Origin of the sequence: Acidovorax sp. SUPP3434, assembly GCF_030159015.1 — a bacterium.
Taxonomy (GTDB): domain Bacteria; phylum Pseudomonadota; class Gammaproteobacteria; order Burkholderiales; family Burkholderiaceae_C; genus Paracidovorax.
In genome coordinates this window covers 120,289-140,354 of sequence record NZ_BQXL01000007.1, presented here as the reverse complement: position 1 = coordinate 140,354, position 20,066 = coordinate 120,289, and the positions used below count along the sequence as shown (strand labels likewise).

Here is a 20,066-nt window from a genome sequence, read left to right as displayed (position 1 = left end):
GAGTCCTCGAATGCTTGAATCGTTGAAGTGGTCAAGGATGCGAATTCAGCCGCTCGCAGTGCGGGTTTCAGCGCATTTTGGATACAGCGGAGAGGCGTGCGAAAAGCCGCCAAATGCATGGCGGAAAACCATGTGCCCTTGGGAGTGGCAGGCGGAGGCGAGCCTAGACGGTCGAGTGAAAAAACCATTGATTGATCCTGTTGTACGACCGCCGGATGCAGTCGATGCATCGCAGTCTGCAGACCGGTCTGAACGGGATCAATGATTTTCTGAGCCGCCTGAAACACCCCTATTTTTTATCTATCGGAGATATCAGAAGCACTCAAATGCGAGTTACCTGAAATGATTCAATGACTTATCGAAAAATATGTGATGTTGCTCAATGGTTTATGTTGTACCTGCTACTCCATCGACTTGTTAATGTAAAGACATCAAGGCCTCGTTGCAATAAAACAACATCACATGATGCATAAGATTTTTCTGGCACTTAGCTCTGATCAAAATATATTTTTACTGCCTGCGACGATTAGCTATTTTTGAAAAAATATCCTCTTTTAGCCTTGAAGAGGCTGGATTCATAGCAATCTACTCACCAACGTCATAAAACTACTACCGCCGGAGCAATGCTGGCGGCGCGGCTGAACCCTCGCGTTCGGCTGACCGGATGACATTGCAGGCGCAGTTCGTGTGGCGCATGCGCTGCGTGCTGGGATGATGTTGCCTGGGGCGGAATAGTGCGTCGGCGTAGTCATGGCGCGTGAACCTGGCAGCGTCTCGGAATCACGCCGTCACCCAGTTCAGCTGCTGCATGCTGCGTCTTGGTCGTGGTCAGTTGGCCAACGGACGGCGACCGGCACATCCAGCGCACGGTCTGTACGATGAAGTCCAAGCAGTCAACGCGCAAGGGACTTGGCGAAGCTGACTTAACAAGCCAACACACAGAACCCTTGAAGCGGCAATGCAAATGCATTACCATTGAGCCTGAACATCCAGCCGGAGCCGCGCCATGCCCGCCATCATGCAACTTGAATCAACACTGACCGACCGCTACCAGACTACGGTGCCGGAGTCGGTGCGCCGGGCGCTGCACTTGGGCAAGCGAGACAGAATCCACTACACGATCCGCCCCGACGGGGAGGTCGTGCTTACACGAGCGGCGGCCAGCGATGGCGACGATCCGGCGCTGGCGCCGTTCTTGGGCTTCCTGGCCCGCGACATTGCCGAGAACCCTGGGCAGCTGCGCGCAGTCGATGCCGGCTTGGCGCAGCGCATCAAGACCCTGGTCGGCATGGCAGACGTCGATCTCGATACCCCTCTGTCGGCGGACGATGAATGACCAGCGGTAAGCCGCTGGTCGTCAACGGCTGGACTCTCTTTGCCCACCCCATCTTCCTTGACCAACTCGAGGCCCTGACGGCGCAAGTCGAAGCGCTCAAAAGCAAGGATCCAACCGGCTACATCAAGAAGAACGCCACCAAGCGTCTGGCGGCCATCGCCAAGCTGGCGTTCGAGGTCATCCCGCAAGACCCTGCGCGACCGGAATATCGCCAGGGCAGCACGCTAGGCGATGAGAATAAGCACTGGTTCCGCGCCAAGTTTTTTCAGCAGTATCGGCTGTTCTTCCGTTTCCACGCGCAGGCCAAGATGGTCGTGTTCGCCTGGGTCAACGACGAAGATACGAAGCGGGCGTATGAAAGTGCGGACGACGCCTACCGCGTGTTTCGCCGAATGCTCGACAACGGCCGGCCGCCGTCGGATTGGACCAAGTTGCTGGCTGAAGCACGTGCCGAAGGCGAGCGCTTCGGCAGGCTCGCGCCGGACGAGGGCTGAAGGCCCGGCCACCTGCGGCACGGCCCAGCCTCCAAACACGCAACGGATGGCGCATCGGTCCGTGGCAAAGATGCATCGCTCATCTGAGCACCAAGCTCCAAAAGCCCAAGACGCTCAATGAGTTTGCAAAATCAGAGCGAATCAAAAGTCTCGAAATCAGCGTCGACCGAGGCAAGTGAAGCGCCGTACCTATAGAAAAGTTGTAGATTCACAACACCCCTGCAGTCATTGAGTACGCACGTGATCGCCAAACTTTGACACACGCTTTAGCGAACCTTTAGGATTCAACCTAAGCACTGCAACTACACATATTCGCCCCCAGGATTGACTGGGGTCGGAGGTCGGGGTCGAGAGGCACCCGAATGGAGCTACGACAGTGATACTCACGGAAACAGGCCGCCGTGAACCAAGCGCGAATTCCATGCGAATTCGAGATGAGCAAACCTCATCCTGAGCTGGTTCACAAAGCATCCGTGAACCTTCTCGGTGATGAACACCGCCAAGGTTCACGTGAATACCAGTTCTTCTCTCCCCAATAATTCCAGTTCCCCAGCACCGGACGCGCTCGATAGCGTGAGTCGGCAGATCCTCGTGGCCGAGCGCCTCCGCCAAACCATGCTCATGGCATGCGCAGGCGAATTTGCGCACATCGACCCCGCACGCGCGCAGGCCTTCATTGAAGCGACCGCCGATCTGTATAGCGGACTGAACCAACTCCACAAAAGCATCATTGAGCGGAATAACCAGCCCGATCAGCTGGACATGCTGCTGGTCATTTTCTCGCTTTCAAAGCTTGAAAAGCATGTTGATTCAGCTCTAGACCAAATGCCTCTGGCCAAGCGGAACGCATGATCGGCCGCCAATACACAGGCGCGATCAATGACGTCGTCATTAGCGCGCAAAGCCATACGGGCTTGAAAGTCACTGCTCACGGGAAGCCGGCCCTGCTAGCCATCGTGACAGCGGACGGCGAGGTTATCGCTGTCGGCGAGTTGGTCGCAAAGGAAGCCGAGGCAGTGGCGATTAATGCCTACCGAAACTTCTTGGCCGGCCAAGGTCACCTCAAGGTCTACAGCAAGCCGCTCCGGAAGCAATAAGCAGCCGAGCGATGCACTTATCGCAACTCTTGCGCAACTGATCTTCGGCACTTCGCCGGACCCTCAACCTAGCACTCTCTATTGAGAGCGCCCTTCACTTCTAGAAAGACCAAAATGATCGACGACATGACATCTTCGGATCGAAGCCTGAATGAAGGCTTTTTCTATTCGTGTTTGGCCTGCCATTCAAAAACCAAACTCCCCACCACTCTCGAAGAAGAATTCGACTGCGAAACGCGACTCAATTTTCTGAAGGTTCGAATCGAAGCTCGTAGAGGGGACCGTAGGCGACCCTACAGTCGAATTTCTGCAGGCTATGTGATGGAAGAAGCTGCAAAGCGCCACTTCCAATTGATGGAGGTCAACATGGCAAGCTTGCGCGGAAAATTCGATGGGGTGGACTTTGAATTTCTACTCAATACAAATTGCTCGCCAGTGTGGAGGGTCGATCATTACATTGATTTGCCAGAATGCGTCCTCGACAATCTCGGCATCTATGCCTCTACCTCTGATGAGATTGACGACGAGAATCTCAGAAGCTTGATCGACAAGCTGAGAGGCCTCTCCCCCACAGAACAACTCGCAGTAATTGAAGCATGTGAGCTCGTTTGGCGCGGCTACAAAAATCCTTTGCTTTGAATTACTCGGAGGTCATATGAATAATGCAGTGGTCGAAATTATTCCCATTGAACCGTGTGAATCGAAAGTGGTTATCGTGCCACTTTTTGAACAGTCAATTGAAATTGCGGCCCAATCCGCGACCAATCCGCACACACTTTCCCAAGCTCTGTATCTCTACGCTGCGGGAAATGATGACTGCCTGCTGGCGGTTTTGGAGGGCGACGAACGTGCGTGTAAATTCATGAATCAGTTCAAAGAGACTTGGTTCGTGCGCATCGAACGCGAATCCGAACTCGGCGGCTCAGAGCTCCGTGGGCTCAGTAAGGCCATGAATCTGGCGCGCACGGTACAGGCGCGACGCATGGCTTTGCGTGCGCTGGATGATTTCCGACCCGAATGACAATCGAAGCGCCCGCTGTGCCACGCGAATCCAGCCAGGCTTGCAAAGTGACCGCTGACGGCGAGGCGATCGTGGCAGGCGATCTTGTGGCCAGAGAGCCCGTAGCCATCAACAGCCACCGCAACTTTCTCGCCGGTCGCGGCCATAAGGGTCCACCAAGCTGATCGCCACCGGCTGAGCCCTACCTCCCGCTCCAACGAAAAAGCCCGCTTATGCGGGCTTTGCCTATTTGCCGGACGCGGCTTCGAATTCGTCGATCCGTCGCTGTCGTTCATCTTCAGGTAGCCCGTTCCAGACTTCAAGTGCTTGCCTGTTGCTCTCTTCAAGGCTGTTAATCGTGCGTGCAAACTCTTCGTCTGCATCCCCAGCACCAAAGTGAGAGAACGACAGGAGTGTGCGTGTGCCGTCCTGGTTCATTCGGATCCTCGTCACACACCTTCCTCCAGTGGAATCTGCCCAACAAACACATCACTTTTTGGGTTTAAATACAGACGCCTTCGGGCAGCCAAGACTGACGAAGCCTACCTTGGGGACCTTCATCGTCTCTGGCGTCGCGATTTCATCGTAAGTATCTGATTTCATTTGGGTTTCGCAGGACGGCCCGGCGGGCAAGATAACCGGACATTGTAAATGAGGCCAGGAATTGACCTCAGCCGCGCTGCATCTCCACCCTTGAAATCATGGGTTCCGACGCTCTGTCTGGCATCGACTCGGCCATCAAGGCATCGGGCATGCCGTGTTCCAAAGCCCCCGCTTCTCACCACGGGCGCCATGATCACGCGCTGGCGCCACTCTTCACTGCAGGCGCAGGGGGTGTGTCGAGTGGCATGCCGGTGTGACCGGGGCTCAAACTGCCTGAGGCAGGTAGACCGGGCGCGGCGCTGTCAGGCCCTGCCTCACCTGCTGGGTGAGCGCATCGGCCAATACCTCATCGGCGCCGGCCTCCAGTCCGTCGAGCGCACGCTGCACGATCTCCTCGGCGCTGCTTTTCGGGACCTCGAAACCCTTGGTGAGGTCAGTGTCCACATACGCCATGTGCAGGCCCAGCACCTGAGTCTTCTGCCCGGCCAGTTCATGGCGCAGTGCGTTGGTCAACGACCACGCCGCCGCCTTGCTGGCCGAATAAGCGGCCAGCTCGCCACCATTGACCCACGACGCCACCGACAGAACGTTGAGCAGTGCGCCACCGCCATTCGCCTGGAGCACGGGCGCAAATGCCTTGCTCACGTTCAGCACACCAAAGAAGTTCGTCTCGAACAAGCGGCGCGCCACCGCGTCGCTGTCCTGATCCAGAAAACCACCCGGCTGGGCAATGCCCGCGTTGTTGATCACCAGGTTCACGTCGGCGGCCTGCTGGGCCGCAGCAGCGACCTCCTCGGGCTTGGTGACGTCGAGCCGCAGGGCCTGCACGCCGGGCAAGGTGACGGTAGCAGCGTCGCGCGCGGCGGCGTAAACCTTGCGAGCACCTCGCGCAAGCAGTTCGCGCGCGAAGGCAAGGCCGATGCCGCGGTTGGCGCCCGTGACGAGGACGACGGAGTTTTCAATGTGCATGGGGAGCTCCAAAGGGTTGGATTGAGATTTCAAATGACGATCGTCATATTTACGGACGTGCGATGTCGTTCCAATGGAACGGCTCATCGGACCTTGATGACCACCTTGCCCTTGGCTCGGCCGCTTTCGACGTAGGCCAAGGCATCGTTGGTGGATTCGAAGGGGAAGACCTGGTCGATCACGGGGCGGATGGCGCCCGATTCGATCAGCGGCGTGATCTGCCGCAACTGGCTGCCGCTGGCCTTCATGAAAAGGAATGCGTAGGCGACATCGAGGCGTCGGGCCTGCCTGCGGGCGCCAGAGCTGAGGGCGCGCATCACCTGCTTCACCCACCATGGGGCATGGATGTCTTCGGCGAACCGGGGGTCCGGTGGCCCTGAGATGGAAACGAGGGTTCCGCCCGGCTTGAGCACGCCCAGGGACTTCGCCAGGGCCTTGTCATCCTGGCTGTTCAGCACCACGTCGTAGCCGCTCAGGTGGTCTTCAAAGGCTTCGTTCTTGTAGTCGATGACGACATCCGCGCCCAGGCGCTTCACCAGAGCGACGTTGCCGGTGCTGGTGGTGGTGGCAACCGTCGCGCCCAGGTACTTGGCCAATTGGATGGCAAACGTGCCCACGCCCCCGGAGCCTGCCTGGATGAAAACCTTCTGCCCCTTTTTGAGCTTTGCCTTGTCGACCAGCGCCTGCCAAGCCGTCAAGCCCACCAGGGGGATGGATGCAGCCTCTTCCATGGTGAGGTTCCTGGGCTTCATCGCCACCGAGTCTTCCTTCACGGCCACGAATTCGGCGAACGTGCCGATGCGCAAGTCATCGGGCCTGGCGTACACCTCGTCGCCCACCTTGAACTGGTGGACACGCGGTCCGACACGCACCACCACGCCGGCCACATCGTGGCCCAGGACGAAGGGGGTGCGATACGGCAGGATGAGCTTGAACTCGCCATTGCGGATCTTGGCATCCAGCAGGTTCACCGCGGTCGCATGAACCTGGATCAGCACCTCGTCGTCACGCAAGTCCGGCTCAGGCACATCGGCGGCGCGCAAGCGCTCTTTTTTTCCATAGCGGTCCAGGATGAAAGCTTTCATGAGGTTCCCTTTTTGCAGGCAGAGCAGGCGACAAACCTGGCAGCATTGGCTGACAGGCATTTTGGAATGATGGTCATCATATTTATGAGTAAAAAAATACCCGGTGAACTCACGCACCGGACGGGGCCAGGCTCTTCAACGCGGCGCTGCACAGCGAGTCCGACAACGCCGCATCATCGACGGCACGGGCCAGCACCAACGTGCCCACCATGGTGGCCACGGTCACCAACGCGCGCTCGTGGGCCCCAGGCTGCCCCCAATCGGGCGACTGACGGGCCACCAGATCGATCATCTCCTTGATGCGGAGCGTGGCCGCGCGACGCACTTCGGGCGATTGGCGCGGCATCTCGGAGCCCAGGGCGGAAACCGGGCAGCCTGTCTCGATAGCCGCCAGATGCTCTTTGGACAGATAGACCTGCATCAGCGCTTGCAAGGACTGCTCTGGCGGCACGGCTGCGACGATGCGCGCAGCGGCGGCGTTGGCTTCGGCTCCGGCACGGTCTGCCGCTTCGGCCAGCATGGCTTCGCGAGACTCGAAATGGGCATAGAACGCACCGTGCGTCAAACCCGCCTCTTTCATGATGTCGGCCACGCCGGTGCCGTCATAGCCGCTGCGCCGGATGGCGCGCGCAGCAGCCTGCACGATGCGTTCGTGCGAGGCCTCTTTGGCAGCGGTCCGGGCATTGTTCTTCTCTTTTCGCATGACGCTCATCATACCTTTATTTGCCGATTGTGCACTGGCAGATGAAAAGCGGCCGGATGCACGCGCTCAACAACCCGTGCCGACAGGAGCGGAAGTTTCCCGCTGTGCATAGAACTGAAGCAGGACTTCCACGGGATGCCGCAAACGCCGGTCGTCCATCCGCCTGGCCTGGCTGCGGCAGGAATAGCCGGTGGCCAGGAACTCCGTCTGTCGCGCCGGCTCGGCGTTCAATATCGGCCCCCACGATTGGGAGTAGATGAGGCGCGAGGTCTGCACATTCAGGCTTTCGTGTCCGTAGGTTCCCGACATGCCGCAGCAGCCACTGGCCCGCGGACTGAGCTTCAAACCGGCACGGGCGAAGACCTGGGGCCACAGCGCTGCGGCGGCAGGGGCGGTCGTTTTTTCGGTGCAGTGGTTCAATAGCTGAAAGTCTCCCGAAGGAGATTCGGACGCCCGCACGGGCAGGGCTTGCAGCAGCCATTCCTGCGCAAGCAGGACGCCCGGCGGCTTTTGCAAAGACGGCAGCTTCGCGTATTCCTGGCGGTACACGAGCGTCATCGCAGGATCGAGGCCGACCAGCGGCACGCCATGCGATGCCAGAGCGCCAAGCATCTCCGCGTTTTTGGACGCCGTTCGATCAAAGGCCTCCAGAAAGCCCAGCACATGAAGCGGCTTGCCGTTGGGCATGAATGGGGCCAGCCAGACCGTGTACCCCAGCCGGGACGCCAACTCGATGAACGCGGAAAACACGGGCGTCTCGAAATAGCGCGTGAATGCGTCCTGCACCAGAATCACGGACCGGGCGCGTTGCGCGTCCGTCAGCGCGGCCAGCAACGATGGCGTGGCGCGGCGCACGCCCCAGCGGCTCAACGCGGCCTGAAAGTCGAAGCGGCTCAACAGCGGGCTGTCCACCATGCCTGCATGGCGCTCCAGCATCCGGCGCACCACCGCATTGGACATGGCACCGTTGTAGAGCCATGGAATGCGTGCCAGATAGGGAACGCTGAATTCGAGCGAGCCGATGAGGTAGTCCTTCAACGGCCTTCCATACCGCGTGTGATACAGCGCCAGAAAGCGCGCACGGAAGTCCGGAACGTTGACCTTGACAGGGCATTGCCCCGCGCACGACTTGCACGCCAGGCAACCGGACATCGCCTCGTACACCTCATGGGAAAAGTCGCTGGAGCGGTCCATTCCATTAGCAGCGCGCTCGCGGCTGTTGCGCCAGCGCCTGGCCAATCCGGCCAGGAACGAGGGTTGTCGCGCAGCCACCGCCAGAACATCCACCCCCGCCTGGCCCTGCAGGCGCAGCCACTCGCGCAGCAGCGAAGCACGCCCTTTCGGGGAGTGCCTGCGTTCGCGCGTGGCCTTCCATGACGGGCACATCGCGTCGTCCTGATCGAAGTTGTAGCAAGCGCCATTGCCGTTGCAATGGACGGCGCTGGCATAGCTCTGCCACACTCGCTCGTCGATCTGACGATCGGCGTCGGCACGCAACGGCACTTCATCGATGCGCAGCAGCTGGGCACTCTGGCCTGCGGGCGTGGCGATCTTTCCCGGGTTGAGCTGGTTGTGCGGATCGAATGCCGCCTTGAGCGACTGCAGTGCGGCATACAGGGGGCCAAAATACTTCGGCGCGTATTCGGACCGGACTCCCTTGCCGTGCTCGCCCCAGAGCACGCCACCGTATTTCAGGGTCAGCCCGGCGACCTCGTCGGAAATGGTACGGATCAACGCCGCATGGGCGGGGTCCTTCAGATCCAGGGCGGGCCGGACGTGCAGCACACCCGCATCCACGTGGCCGAACATGCCGTAGCTCAGCCCATGCCGGTCCAGCAATGCCCTGAACTCTTCAATGTAGTCGGCGAGCTTCTCTGGCGGCACGGCCGTGTCTTCGACGAAGGGCTGGGGCCGGGCCTCGCCCTGCACGTTGCCCAGCAAGCCGACGGCACGCTTGCGCATGGCATAGACCTTCTCGACGGCCACCCGACCCGATGCGATGGTGTGCCCGATGCGGCTCACGGTGGGGTTGCGGGCGAGGTGACCCGTGAAGGCCGCCACGCGAGTGCGCACCTCGTCCTCCGAGTCCCCGCAGAATTCGACCAGGTTGATGCCACGCGTCGGCGCCGGGTCGGCCTGGGCAGGGAAGTATTCCGCCACGTCCTGCCAGACGATGTCCTCCATCGCCAGCATCAAGACCCGCGAATCGACCGTCTCAATCGACAACGGGCGGTGCTCCATCAACACCCTTGCATCGCGCAGCGCGTCCATGAAGCTGGCGTAACGCACATTGACCAGCATGGAATGGCGGGGGATGGGCAGCAGGCCGATTTCCGCCTCGACGACGAAGCCCAGCGAGCCTTCCGCCCCACACAAAACGCTGTTGAGGTTGAAGCGACCGCCGGGCTCTTTCAGGTGCGCCAGGTCATAGCCGGTCAGGCAGCGATTGAGCTTGGGAAAGCGCGCCTCGATCAGCTCGGCATGCTCCGTGGCGATCTCGTGTGCGCAGCGCCAGACGTCGCCCACCAGGCCGCTTTCCTTCAATCGCAACGGCAGTTCCCCGGCATCGACCGACCGGCTGGCAAACCGCACGCCCCCCAGCAAGACCATGTCCAGCACCTGCACGTGGTCGCGGGTCTTGCCGTAAGTGCAACTGCCCTGGCCGCTGGCGTCGGTGTTGATCATGCCGCCGATCGTGGCGCGGTTGGACGTGGACAGCTCGGGGGCAAAGAACAATCCATGCGCTTTCAGCGCCGCATTCAACTGGTCCTTGACGACGCCGGCCTGCACCCGGGCTACCCTGCGCACGGGATCGATCCACAGGATCTGGTTGAGATGCCGGGAAAGATCCACAGCGATGCCATCGGTCAGGGATTGCCCGTTGGTGCCCGTGCCGCCGCCCCGCGGACAAACCACCACCTGCCGGTGCTCCGGCCTGGCGAGCAGCTTCGCGAGTGTTTCGACGTCCGCGGCATCCCGCGGGAAGACCACGGCCTGGGGCATCCGCTGATAGATCGAGTTGTCTGTCGCCAGAACGGTGCGGTCCGCGTATTGCGATGTGATTTCGCCCCGGAAACCCTCGGCGGCCAATGCCTGAAGAAAGCGCGGGTAGTCGCCGTCCAGCGGCGCCGGGGCTGGAATGATTGCAATCAATTTCAGGGTCCTGCGATGACGAAAAGAAGCGCCCTGCGCCGCGTGGCCCCGTCAAGGGTCGAACGCGGCGCATCGAAAGGGCGGCGGGGCGATGGCCTCGGCAGGCTGGGTGCGGCCGGGCCTCACGCCAAAGCCCACGTGACGGCTCAGTCGGCTTTGAGCCGTCCTTGCTTGACCATTCGCGTGGCCAGGGCGACTTCGCCACTCACCAGCCGTTGCAGCGCGGCCCCGCCCTCCCCCACCGGCTCGCTGCCCAGATCCCGGATCACGTTGGTGAACTCCGGCTGGGCCACCGATTTGGTGATCCATTCATGCAGGCTGGCAACGTTGGCGGCAGGCGTCGCCTTGGGCGCGAAGACCCCGACGAAGGTGGTCGCATCGAACAACGGCAAGCCCAGTTGGGCCTGCGTCGGCACGCTCGCGAGCAGCCCGCCCGCCTGCGGACCCAGCACCATCAGTGCGCGGAGCGCGCCACCCTTGATGTGCGGGGTGGAGCTGGTGATCTGATCGATCACCGCGTCGATCTGGCCCCCCATCAGGTCCACCAACGCCGGCCCCGATCCTTTGTAGGGCACTGCATTGACCTGGGCCTGGGCGGAATCCTCGAACTGGAGCAACGCCAGGTGGTTGGGAGAGCCCGGCCCCGCGTGGCCGACGGTCACGCCCTGGCTCGTGGCCTTCACGGCCTTGATGAAATCCGCCGCGGTCTTGAACCGTGGGTCGTTGGCACGCACGACCACGACGACCGGTGTGCGGCTGAGCACCGCCACCGGCACCAGGCTGTCGGCCTTGTACGGCGTTTTGATGATTTCCGGAAGGGTGCCCAACTGCCCGGGCGTTGCCACCAGCAAGGTGTGCCCGTCGGCCTCGGCACGCGCCACCGTGCTCGTGCCGACGGCGCCCCCGCCGCCCGCGCGGTTGTCCACGATCACGGACTGCCCGACCCACTTGGTCAGCGGCACGCCCAGCGAGCGCGCGACGATGTCCACATTCCCTCCGGGCGCGAAGGGCACCACCAGCGTGATCGGCTTCCAGGGAAAGCGGTTCTGGGCCCCGGCCGGGAAGGCCATGGAACATGCCGCGAGCGATGCGGCGCCTTGCAAAAAGCCTCTGCGGCTGGATGGTGCATTGAACATGTCATGTCTCCTTTTTAGAAAAATCAGTCTTCCCAATAAAGCCGGGTCGGGTTGTCGACCAGCGCCTTGCGCCTGATTTCCTCGGGAAACCAGTGGGTGATGAGGCTCGCCAGTTCCGCGCTGGCGATGGACGTGGCGTCGATGCCGGGGTGGGGCCAGTCCGATCCCCAGACGATGCGGTGGGGATTGGCCTGCACCAGGCTGTGTGCCAGCGGCAGCACGGCAGGGTCCACGCCGGACGCCGCCGCAGAGATCCGGTAGGCGCCTGAGAACTTGACCCAGGCGCACCCTTCCCGCATCAGGCTCCGCAGGCTTCGGACGCCCCGGCTGTCGATGTCGCTGCAGTCCGAGGGATGGCCGAAGTGGTCCACCACAACGGTCGTGCCACTCTCGGCAAGCCCCTGGACGAGGCGGATGTCTTCATCGATGTCGACGAGCAGCTGGATGTGCCAACCCAGCCCTTTCACCCGATCGGCAATCGACTGCACGCTGGCGATCGAAACGCCCCCGCTGAACAGCGCATTGCATCGCGCGCCCCGCACGCCCAGCCGGTGAAGTTCCTCCATCTCGGTGTCCGGCGTGTCCTCGAAGATCACGGCCACGCCGCGCATGCTGCCCGCGGCGGCGTCGCCCAATGTCCGCTTCAAGAGCGAGTGGTCGCGCCCATACACGCTGGGCTGCACCAGAACGCACCGGTCCATTCCCAAAGGGCGGTAGGCAGACCAGTACTGCTCGATCGTGGCAGGTGGCGGGGTGTAGGCGCGCTCGGCGATGAACGGAAATTCGCCGGGGGATCCGAAGACGTGAAGGTGCGTGTCGCACGCCCCTTGCGGAAAGACTCTTTCTGTTTCACCAGGCGGCGCCTGATGGGTCGCGCCGTGGCGGTCTGTGATGGGCATGGATTCCAAACGGTCGGGTTGAACTGCTGACCGGATTGTTTTTGCCGCAGGGGTGGTTAGTAAAATTCATTACTATCATCATCAAGATGAACAACATTCACCTCCCTGCCCAGCAGGACCGCGCGGTCGTCAACCTTCGCAAAATCGATCTGAACCTGCTGGTGATGTTCGAGGCGCTTGTGGAGGAGCGCAGCGTGGCCAAGGCGGCGGCCCGGCTCAACCTGACCTCTTCCGCCGTCAGCCACGCACTGCGGCGCCTGCGCGAGCAGTTCAATGACCCGCTGATGCTGCGCACGGCAGAGGGCATGGTTCCCACCCCGGAAGCCGTTCGCCTGGCGACGCGTTTCCGCAAGGCTTTCAGCGAAATCGAAAACGCCATCGGCGTGGCCGGCGCGTTCGATCCCGGCACGGCGCGCAGAACGTTTCTTCTGCGCGTGTCCGACTACGTGGGGGTCCTTTTGCTACCGCGCCTGTGCACCGAGCTGTGTTCCGTGGCGCCCGGCATCAGCCTGTCGGTGCAGTCATTCGAGATGCGCCAGCCGTCGGACCGCGTCGAGTACGAAGGGGTGGAAATCAGGCTTTCGGTGTCGCGGGGGCACTCCGTTCTTTCGGCCTCGCGGCGCATCCTGGATGACCGCTGGATGGTGCTGATGCGAAAGGGCCACCCTGCCGCCTCCACCCCACTCACGCTGGAAAAGTACCTCGAACTGGGGCACCTCAAGGTGTCGGGGGTGGGCAGCAACATCCTGGACGAACTGCTGGCCGAACGCGGACTGGCACGCCGGGTCATGGTGCAGGTGCCTACGTGGCAGGGCATGGTGCCGGTGATCGAATCCACCGACCTGATCGCAGCGATGCCGGCGCACTGGATGGACAGCGTTCTTTCCGGATCGAATTGCGTTGCCTTCCCCATGCCGCTGCCGGAACTGGCGCTGTCCATCGACGCCGTCTGGCATCCGCGCAACGACCACGATCCGGGGCACAAGTGGTTCAGGGAACTGATCCATCGGATCTTCCAGGACGCCCACCGGAAATCCCACGTGCAGGATTGACGGCGCGCCGCTGCGCTGGGCGAAGTCCGTCCATGGCCGACCCGGCCGCACGGGCCCAGGGCTACCGCTCGCAGGCCCTCCCCCGGGCTCTGGGGCCTGCCTTCAGCGCTTGATGCCGAAGGCGCCGAGCATCTGCTCGGTCTGCTTTTGCATCTGCTCCTGCATCTGCGTGAAGATGGCCTGCGACTGGTCCACGTAGCTGCCCATGATGCCCTTGAACATGGGCGACTGCAGGTTCATGAACTGCGACCACATCTCGGGCGTGATGCCCTTGGACTGTTCGGCCATCTTGGCCTGGATGTCGGTGAACACCTGCACGTTCTTTTCCAGGTAGGCACCCATGAAGCCCTGCATGGCGTGGCCGTAGAAACGGATGATGTTGGCCAGCACGGCCTCGGTGAACATGGGCGCGCCGCCGGCTTCCTCTTCCAGAATGATCTGCAGCAGGATGCTGCGCGTGAGGTCTTCGCTGGTCTTGGCATCGCGCACCACCACCTGCTCGCCCGCCATCACGAGCTGCTTGACCTCGGCCAGGGTGATGTAGGTGGAGGTGGAGGTGTCGTACAGCCGGCGGTTGGGGTACTTCTTGATGATCCTCTGCTGTGCGGTCGAGGGGGTTGGGGGGGACGTGGTTTCTGGCACAGCGGGCTCCTGGGGTGCGGGGCACCCATGATTTTGATCGTTTGCAGTGCAACCGATTTTAGGGAGCGCAGCAGCGCGCCCCTTCGCAGGATTACCCTGATGCGGCTTTGCCCCCTTGATCCACGTCAATGCGGCGCGGCGCAGATCGCATAAGATTCGCCGCTGCATCGTTTGCACCCCATCCTTGGAGGCCCCGTGTCCCCCCTTCGCCCTGCCCTGTTAGCGGTCCTGCTCCTGGCGGCCCAGGCACACGCGCAAACCGACGAACAATGGCTCACGATCCAGGGCTTTCCGGAAGACAAGACCGGCGACCTGGTGCAGATCAACCCCACGCAGATTCCCTGGCAGAACCAGTTCACCATGGAAGTGCGCGTGTCGCGCAGCACCCAGCGCTCCAGCTACCGCAAGCACCCCTACCGCTCGTTCAAGGGCGTGGCCGTGATCGACTGCGGCACGCAAAAGGGGTGGTACCTGGCCCTGAACTACTACGCCGAGCCCGTGTGGCAAGGCCCCGTGACCGCGCGCGAGGAATTCAAGGAAGACGAGGCGCCGGTGTCCTTCGCCGGCATCCCCGGCGAGCCGGCGCGCAAGCTGATCACCGCCTCCTGCAAGAAGCGCTGAGCCGGCACGGCCAACCCCGCTCAGGCCAGCCCGAACGCCGTGCGCAGCGCCTGCGCCGCATCCGCGTGCGCCTGGCGGGCTTCCGGGATCGCGCGGCCCATCTTGATGAACTCGTGCGTCACGCCGCGGTAAATCTCCAGATCGACCGCCACGCCAGCGGCACGCAGCTTGTCGGCGTACGCCACGCCCTCGTCCACCAGCGGATCGCATTCGGCCAGCCCGATCCAGGCCGGCGCCACGCCGTCGACGTCGGGCGCGTTCAGCGGGGCGAAGCGCCAGTCGTCGCGGTCCGCGGGCCCGCGCACGTAGTGGCCGAAGAACCAGGTGATGGCGGGCTCCTCCAGCACCAGGCCGTGGGCGAACGCGGCGTGCGAGGGCGTGTCCTGGTGCGCGGTGCACCCGGGGTAGAACAGCAGCTGCAGCGCAAGCGGCAGGCCGGCATCGCGCGCCAGGATGGCATTGACGGCGGACAGCGTGCCGCCCGCGCTGTCGCCCCCGACGGCGATGCGCGCCGGGTCGGCGCCCAGCGCTTGGGCCTGGGCCGCGAGCCAGGCCAGCGCATCCCACGCATCGTTGGAGGCCGTGGGAAACCGGTGCTCCGGTGCCAGCCGGTAGTCCAGCGACACCACCATGCAGCCCGCCAGGCGCGAAAGCTCCCGGCACAGCACGTCGTGCGTGGCCACGCTGCCGATGGTGAAGCCGCCACCGTGCAGGTACAGCAGCACCGGCAGCGGCGCACCGCGCGTGGGGGCGTACAGGCGGGCCGGCAAGGCGTGGCCGTCGCGGGCGGGAATGTGCAGGTCTTCCACGCGTTCGAGGGCGGCCTTGGGCACTTCGAGCACGCCGGCACCGGCCTCGTAGGCGGCGCGGGCCTCGGCCGGGGGCAACGTGTGCAGGGGCGGCCGGCCGGCGCGCTCCATGCGGTCGATGACGCTGCGCATCTGAGGGGTGAGCCGGGCGGTAGATGGGGCGGAAGGTGTCACGGTCGCGGGCCACCCCGTGGGGCGGCAAAGAAGGGGCCAGAAGGACAAGCGCCCGATCATCCCGCAACTTGGCCGTGGTCAGGCGGACCGGGCTATTTGCCCCCGGCCGGCGTTCCCGGCCCTCGCTCAACGGCAGCGCATCAACGGAACGTCACGCGCACCGGCGCTGTGCCCGGCAGCCCGTCGAACGTGGCCGAGACCTCCAGCCCCGGCCGCGGCGGCAGCAGCGCGGAGAACGACCCCAGGCTCACGAGATCGCCCGGCTGCAGGGTGATGTCCTCCTTGGACAGCGCCTCGGCCAGCCAGACGACGGCGTTGAGCGGGTGGCCCAGGATGTCGCTGCCCCTGCCGCCGCCCAGCCGAGCGCCCTGGCCATCGGTGAGCGTCACCGCCATGTTCTGGAGCGCGTCCACCATCGCATAGCGCTCCGCGCGCAGGCGCGGCACGGCGATGGGGGCGCCAGCCACACCCAGCCGCGCCCCCACGTTGATAGCCGCCACACCGGCCCCGTTGAGTTGGGGCGGCGCCTGCACCAGCAGGTCGGGCAGCTCGATGAAGGGGATGACCTGATCGATGTGCTCCAGCACCTCCATCGGCGTGCGCGCATGGTTGATGGCGGCGCTCTTGACGCGCACCAGCATGTCGGCCTCGAACAGCGGGCGGGCGCCGAACGCCGCATCCACCACGGCGCCGTCGCGCAGCACCATGCCTTCGTACAGCTTGCCCCACACCGGCTTGTCGGTGCCGAAGCGCTTTTGCACCGCGGGGTTGGTCAGCCCCGCCTTGTAGCCCACCACCCGGCCCAGGCGGTGCGCCAGCAAGGCATTGAACTTGGCGCGCGTGCAGGCGGCATCGGCATCGCTTAGGGGCGGCAGGTTGGCGGCGGGCGTCCTGCCCGAGTAATGGGCAGCCAGTTCGGCCACCTGGACGTCGCTCAGGCATTCGGCCTGCACGGTTGTCGCACAGGCGACCGCCAGCACGGCGGCGATGAGGGTTTGCTGCATGGCCATGGAAGGCTCCCGGTTGTAGATTGGCTGGCCGGCATGCTAACCACAACCGCGCCCTGGGCGCATCCTCGCAATCCACCATGGCCTTCATCTACTACGTCACCCAGATCCAGTTCGAATTCGGCGCCATCCAGCTCCTGAAACAGGAGTGCGACCGCGTGGGCATCACGCGCCCGCTCGTGGTGACCGACCCCGGCGTGAAAGCCGCCGGCGTGCTGCAGCACGCGCTGGATGCACTGGCCGGCGTGCCCGTGGCCGTGTTCGACCAGACGCCCTCCAACCCCACCGAAGCGGCCGTGCGCGCCGCCGTGCAGGTGTACCGCGACCACGGTTGCGACGGCCTCATCGCAGTGGGCGGCGGCTCGGCCATCGACTGCGCCAAGGGCATCGCCATCGCGGCCACGCACGAAGGGCCGCTCACGTACTACGCCACCATCGAGGGCGGCTCGCCCCGCATCACCGACCGCGCCGTGCCGCTGATCGCCGTGCCCACCACCTCCGGCACCGGCAGCGAGGTGGCGCGCGGCGCGATCATCATCGTGGACGACCACCGCAAGCTCGGCTTTCACTCGTGGCACCTGGTGCCCAAGACAGCCATCTGCGACCCGGGCCTGACCCTGGGCCTGCCGCCCGCGCTGACGGCCGCCACCGGCATGGACGCGATCGCGCACTGCATGGAGACCTTCATGTCCTCTGCCTTCAACCCACCGGCCGACGGCATCGCGCTGGAAGGCCTCACGCGCGGCTGGGCCCACATCGAACGCGCCACGCGCGACGGCAGCGACCGCGAGGCCCGCCTGAACATGATGAGCGCGAGCATGCAAGGCGCGATGGCGTTCCAGAAAGGGCTGGGCTGCGTGCATTCGCTAAGCCACAGCCTGGGCGGCGTGAACCCGCGGCTGCACCACGGCACGCTGAACGCGGTGTTCCTGCCCGCCGTGGTGCGCTTCAACGCGAAGGACCCCGCCGTGCAGAAAGACCGGCGCCTGGAACGCATGGCCCACGCCATGGGGCTGGCGTCCGCGGGCGACATCCCCGAGGCCATCCGCGACATGAGCGCGCGGCTGGGGCTGCCCACGGGCCTGGCCGCGATGGGTGTGACCGAGGCGCTGTTCGGCGACGTGATCGAAGGCGCCATGGCCGACCACTGCCACAAGACCAACCCGCGCGAGGCCAGCGTGGACGACTACCGGGCGATGCTCGCCGAATCGATGTGAGCGTTGCGGCCGCGGCGGCCCGCCCTCAAAGCGGCAGGACCGCCGCCGGATCGGGCCTGCGCAGCCATTCGGCGAACTCGTCGGCCAACTGGCGGCTGGCCGACGTGGCCGCGCTCCAGGCGCGCACGCGGGCGGCCAGGTCGCTGCCGTAGTGCAGAAAATCGTTGCGATCGGGCAGCTTGGCGTTCGGCAGCGTGCGCACCCAGTCGGGGTGCGGCGACAGCACCACCATGCGGTCCAGCGCGGGCGTGGCGCGGTGGCGCCAGCGCAGGCCCTTGTCCAGCCAGCCGGGCACCACGCTCTGCTGGAAGTGCGGGTACAGCACCAACGCGCCAGGGGGATCTGAACGTTTTTGGCCTCCAGCACAATCAACACTAGGGCATGTCGCTATATTTTTTATAGCATCCATCCGCTCGATGTCCGCCAGCGGCCGGTAGCGCAGATGCAGGTGGTAGTCGGTCAGGCCACCGTCCCAGTAGGCACCGGCCGGCGCGCCCGGAATGTCGTGCACCGCCTGCAGCACGAAGGGAATGGAGCAGCTGGCCTGCAGCGCCGGCAGGAAGTTGGCCCCGGTCAGCGCCACCTGCCGCGTGGGGTAGTCAGTGGTGGCGAACGGCAGCGGCGCCATGGCGCCGCCGGGGGCATCGCCGGCCGGACCGGAGAACACCACCCGCTCCAGCCACCACCCCAGCGCGCGGCGGTGCACCGCGTTGGCGGCGAACGCGCCCAGGTAGCCGAGCGGTGTGGCCAGCCGGCGTTCACGCGAGAGCAGGTGCCGCCCCCGCGACGTCACGATGTGCAGCCGCCAGCGCGGGTGCACGAGCAACGGCCCCACCTGCGCACTGTAGAAGTCGCGCAGCCCCTGCCCGAACTGCGCGCTCACCTGCGCGGCTGTGGGGCGCTGGCGGCCGGGTGGCGGCGCGTAGTGCTGGTGGATGTAGGCGTGCTCCAGCCGCTCCAGCGCGGCCACGGGCGAGTCCAGGCAGGCAGTTGCCATGCGCCAGGCGCCGATGGAGGCGCCCACCAGATGCACCGGCTGGGTGGAGCCCTGCAACCAGTGCCCGAACACGAAGCGGTCCAGCGGCCCGAGGACCAGTCCCTTGGGACCGCCAGCCGCGGCCGGGATCACGCCGATGTCGGCGGGCTGCAGGCCGTGCCGGGCGATGTGCGCCCGCGCCAGCGGCCCCGCGTGGATGCGCAGCGCCTTCATCGGCCGGGGCATCGGTGCGACGCGGCGCTCACACGTAGTCGCCCGGGTCGGGGCGCACGGTCCAGTCGATCGGGTCCTGCTGCAGCACCATGTCGATATCGAGCCCCAGCGCCAGTCCGACCTCGCCGGGAAAGGACACCGCCAGCTCCTTCTCGCCCAGCGCCGCCTCGCGGGCCCGCACGCGCCAGGCGGCCAGGTGCAGCACGCCGGCGAGCGGCTCGTACACGCTGTTCTCGAACGGCGCGCTCTGGTACTGCAAGGCATCCACCACCACCTGCGGCAACTGCCAGCGGCGCGCCATGCCGGCACTCACCTGCGAATAGCAGTAGCCCAGCAGCCGCTGCTCCAGCTTGGAGCGGCGCGGATCGAAGGGGCCGACCAGCCGGTTGATGGCCTGCACGCGGTCCGGGTTGCCCAGGTGCAGCAGCAACTCGCCCACGCCGTGGAGCAGGCCCGCGGTGTATGCCGCGATCTGGTTGTGGTGCACGCTGCCGGCCAGCGACCGCGCCAGCTTGGCGGTGTGCAGGCTGTAGCGCCAGAACTGCTGCAGGTTGACGCCCGGCACCGACCGCGAAGTCGTGCCCAGCGGCGCGGACGCCACCAGCGTGCGCAGCTGCTGCACACCCAGCAGCGACAGCGCCTCGGGAATGCCGCTGATCTGCTGCTGGGCCTGGAACGTGGGGGAGTTGGCCTCTTCCAGCAGCCGCGCGGCCATGGCCGGGTCGGTGCCGAAGAGCTGGGTGACGCGGCGCAGGTTGGGCTCGGGCGCCGCCAGCTCGTTCATCAGCAGCGCCACCGCGCGCGGCACGCTCGGCAGCGCGACGGGAATCCCCAGCAGGGCGATGAGCTCCATGGAACG

At 64.3% G+C, this 20,066-nt stretch carries 21 protein-coding genes; 9 read left to right on the top strand and 12 right to left on the bottom strand.

Going from position 1 to position 20,066, the window contains the following annotated elements:
• Nucleotides 1-1,006: 1,006 nt before the first annotated feature.
• The 6 genes from AVKW3434_RS13340 to AVKW3434_RS13315 all read left to right on the top strand — a co-directional run bounded on the left by AVKW3434_RS13340 (nucleotide 1,007) and on the right by AVKW3434_RS13315 (nucleotide 3,948).
• Nucleotides 1,007-1,336, top strand: coding sequence for a type II toxin-antitoxin system PrlF family antitoxin (locus tag AVKW3434_RS13340; protein WP_284406220.1), 330 nt, complete (start codon nucleotides 1,007-1,009; stop codon nucleotides 1,334-1,336).
• The gene (locus tag AVKW3434_RS13335) at nucleotides 1,333-1,830 is read left to right on the top strand and encodes a type II toxin-antitoxin system YhaV family toxin (protein ID WP_284406219.1); all 498 of its coding nucleotides are present in this window, start codon (nucleotides 1,333-1,335) and stop codon (nucleotides 1,828-1,830) included. The genes AVKW3434_RS13340 and AVKW3434_RS13335 overlap by 4 nt, the downstream gene beginning before the upstream one ends.
• 489 nt (nucleotides 1,831-2,319) lie before the next feature.
• Nucleotides 2,320-2,682: a hypothetical protein gene (locus AVKW3434_RS13330; RefSeq protein ID WP_284406218.1), complete on the top strand. Its 363-nt coding sequence runs from the start codon at nucleotides 2,320-2,322 to the stop codon at nucleotides 2,680-2,682.
• Entirely contained in the window at nucleotides 2,679-2,927 is a 249-nt protein-coding gene (locus tag AVKW3434_RS13325; protein WP_284406217.1) for a hypothetical protein, read from the top strand. Before AVKW3434_RS13330 ends, AVKW3434_RS13325 begins: the two co-directional genes overlap by 4 nt.
• Nucleotides 2,928-3,041: 114 nt before the next feature.
• Nucleotides 3,042-3,566 (top strand): hypothetical protein, encoded by a 525-nt coding sequence (locus tag AVKW3434_RS13320; protein WP_284406216.1) that lies wholly within the window; start codon nucleotides 3,042-3,044, stop codon nucleotides 3,564-3,566.
• Between the two features lie 16 nt (nucleotides 3,567-3,582).
• The gene (locus tag AVKW3434_RS13315) at nucleotides 3,583-3,948 is read left to right on the top strand and encodes a hypothetical protein (protein WP_284406215.1); all 366 of its coding nucleotides are present in this window, start codon (nucleotides 3,583-3,585) and stop codon (nucleotides 3,946-3,948) included.
• Nucleotides 3,949-4,173: 225 nt separating this feature from the next.
• Here AVKW3434_RS13315 and AVKW3434_RS13310 read toward each other — a convergent pair whose 3' ends face one another.
• The 7 genes from AVKW3434_RS13310 to AVKW3434_RS13280 all read right to left on the bottom strand — a co-directional run bounded on the left by AVKW3434_RS13310 (nucleotide 4,174) and on the right by AVKW3434_RS13280 (nucleotide 12,475).
• Nucleotides 4,174-4,365, bottom strand: coding sequence for a hypothetical protein (locus AVKW3434_RS13310; protein ID WP_284406214.1), 192 nt, complete (start codon nucleotides 4,363-4,365; stop codon nucleotides 4,174-4,176).
• Nucleotides 4,366-4,794: 429 nt separating this feature from the next.
• Nucleotides 4,795-5,499 (bottom strand): SDR family oxidoreductase, encoded by a 705-nt coding sequence (locus AVKW3434_RS13305; protein WP_284406213.1) that lies wholly within the window; start codon nucleotides 5,497-5,499, stop codon nucleotides 4,795-4,797.
• An 83-nt stretch (nucleotides 5,500-5,582) separates the two neighbouring features.
• A complete protein-coding gene (locus AVKW3434_RS13300; RefSeq protein ID WP_284406289.1) occupies nucleotides 5,583-6,584 on the bottom strand; it encodes an NADP-dependent oxidoreductase in 1,002 nt (333 codons plus the stop codon).
• Between the two features lie 109 nt (nucleotides 6,585-6,693).
• Nucleotides 6,694-7,299: a TetR/AcrR family transcriptional regulator gene (locus AVKW3434_RS13295; RefSeq protein ID WP_284406212.1), complete on the bottom strand. Its 606-nt coding sequence runs from the start codon at nucleotides 7,297-7,299 to the stop codon at nucleotides 6,694-6,696.
• A 54-nt stretch (nucleotides 7,300-7,353) separates the two neighbouring features.
• Nucleotides 7,354-10,437, bottom strand: a complete 3,084-nt coding sequence (gene ydiJ, locus AVKW3434_RS13290) for a D-2-hydroxyglutarate dehydrogenase YdiJ (RefSeq protein ID WP_284406288.1) — start codon at nucleotides 10,435-10,437, stop codon at nucleotides 7,354-7,356.
• 149 nt (nucleotides 10,438-10,586) lie between these two features.
• Entirely contained in the window at nucleotides 10,587-11,576 is a 990-nt protein-coding gene (locus AVKW3434_RS13285) for a Bug family tripartite tricarboxylate transporter substrate binding protein (protein ID WP_284406211.1), read from the bottom strand.
• 23 nt (nucleotides 11,577-11,599) lie between these two features.
• On the bottom strand, nucleotides 11,600-12,475 hold the full coding sequence (locus tag AVKW3434_RS13280; RefSeq protein ID WP_284406210.1) for an amidohydrolase family protein: 876 nt from the start codon (nucleotides 12,473-12,475) through the stop codon (nucleotides 11,600-11,602).
• Nucleotides 12,476-12,561: 86 nt separating this feature from the next.
• Between AVKW3434_RS13280 and AVKW3434_RS13275 the strand changes: the two genes are divergently transcribed.
• A complete protein-coding gene (locus AVKW3434_RS13275; protein WP_284406209.1) occupies nucleotides 12,562-13,527 on the top strand; it encodes a LysR family transcriptional regulator in 966 nt (321 codons plus the stop codon).
• Nucleotides 13,528-13,629: 102 nt separating this feature from the next.
• Here the strand turns inward: AVKW3434_RS13275 and phaR are convergent, their stop codons facing one another.
• Nucleotides 13,630-14,169, bottom strand: a complete 540-nt coding sequence (gene phaR, locus AVKW3434_RS13270) for a polyhydroxyalkanoate synthesis repressor PhaR (RefSeq protein ID WP_272568591.1) — start codon at nucleotides 14,167-14,169, stop codon at nucleotides 13,630-13,632.
• A 195-nt stretch (nucleotides 14,170-14,364) separates the two neighbouring features.
• Here phaR and AVKW3434_RS13265 point away from each other — a divergent pair, with 195 nt between their 5' ends.
• Nucleotides 14,365-14,790 (top strand): surface-adhesin E family protein, encoded by a 426-nt coding sequence (locus AVKW3434_RS13265; protein WP_284406208.1) that lies wholly within the window; start codon nucleotides 14,365-14,367, stop codon nucleotides 14,788-14,790.
• Between the two features lie 20 nt (nucleotides 14,791-14,810).
• Here the strand turns inward: AVKW3434_RS13265 and AVKW3434_RS13260 are convergent, their stop codons facing one another.
• Both AVKW3434_RS13260 and AVKW3434_RS13255 read right to left on the bottom strand, forming a co-directional pair.
• The gene (locus AVKW3434_RS13260) at nucleotides 14,811-15,731 is read right to left on the bottom strand and encodes an alpha/beta hydrolase (protein ID WP_284406287.1); all 921 of its coding nucleotides are present in this window, start codon (nucleotides 15,729-15,731) and stop codon (nucleotides 14,811-14,813) included.
• Between the two features lie 182 nt (nucleotides 15,732-15,913).
• Nucleotides 15,914-16,783, bottom strand: a complete 870-nt coding sequence (locus tag AVKW3434_RS13255) for a 2-keto-4-pentenoate hydratase (protein ID WP_284406207.1) — start codon at nucleotides 16,781-16,783, stop codon at nucleotides 15,914-15,916.
• A gap of 77 nt (nucleotides 16,784-16,860) precedes the next feature.
• On the opposite strand from AVKW3434_RS13255, the gene gbd reads away from it, so the two are divergent.
• A complete protein-coding gene (gene gbd, locus AVKW3434_RS13250) occupies nucleotides 16,861-17,997 on the top strand; it encodes a 4-hydroxybutyrate dehydrogenase (RefSeq protein WP_284406206.1) in 1,137 nt (378 codons plus the stop codon).
• A 25-nt stretch (nucleotides 17,998-18,022) separates the two neighbouring features.
• On the opposite strand, the gene AVKW3434_RS13245 is transcribed toward gbd, so the two are convergent.
• A complete protein-coding gene (locus tag AVKW3434_RS13245; RefSeq protein WP_284406205.1) occupies nucleotides 18,023-19,207 on the bottom strand; it encodes a phospholipase in 1,185 nt (394 codons plus the stop codon).
• A 28-nt stretch (nucleotides 19,208-19,235) separates the two neighbouring features.
• Nucleotides 19,236-20,060 (bottom strand): HDOD domain-containing protein, encoded by an 825-nt coding sequence (locus tag AVKW3434_RS13240; protein ID WP_272568586.1) that lies wholly within the window; start codon nucleotides 20,058-20,060, stop codon nucleotides 19,236-19,238.
• Between the last annotated feature and the right edge of the window lie 6 nt (nucleotides 20,061-20,066).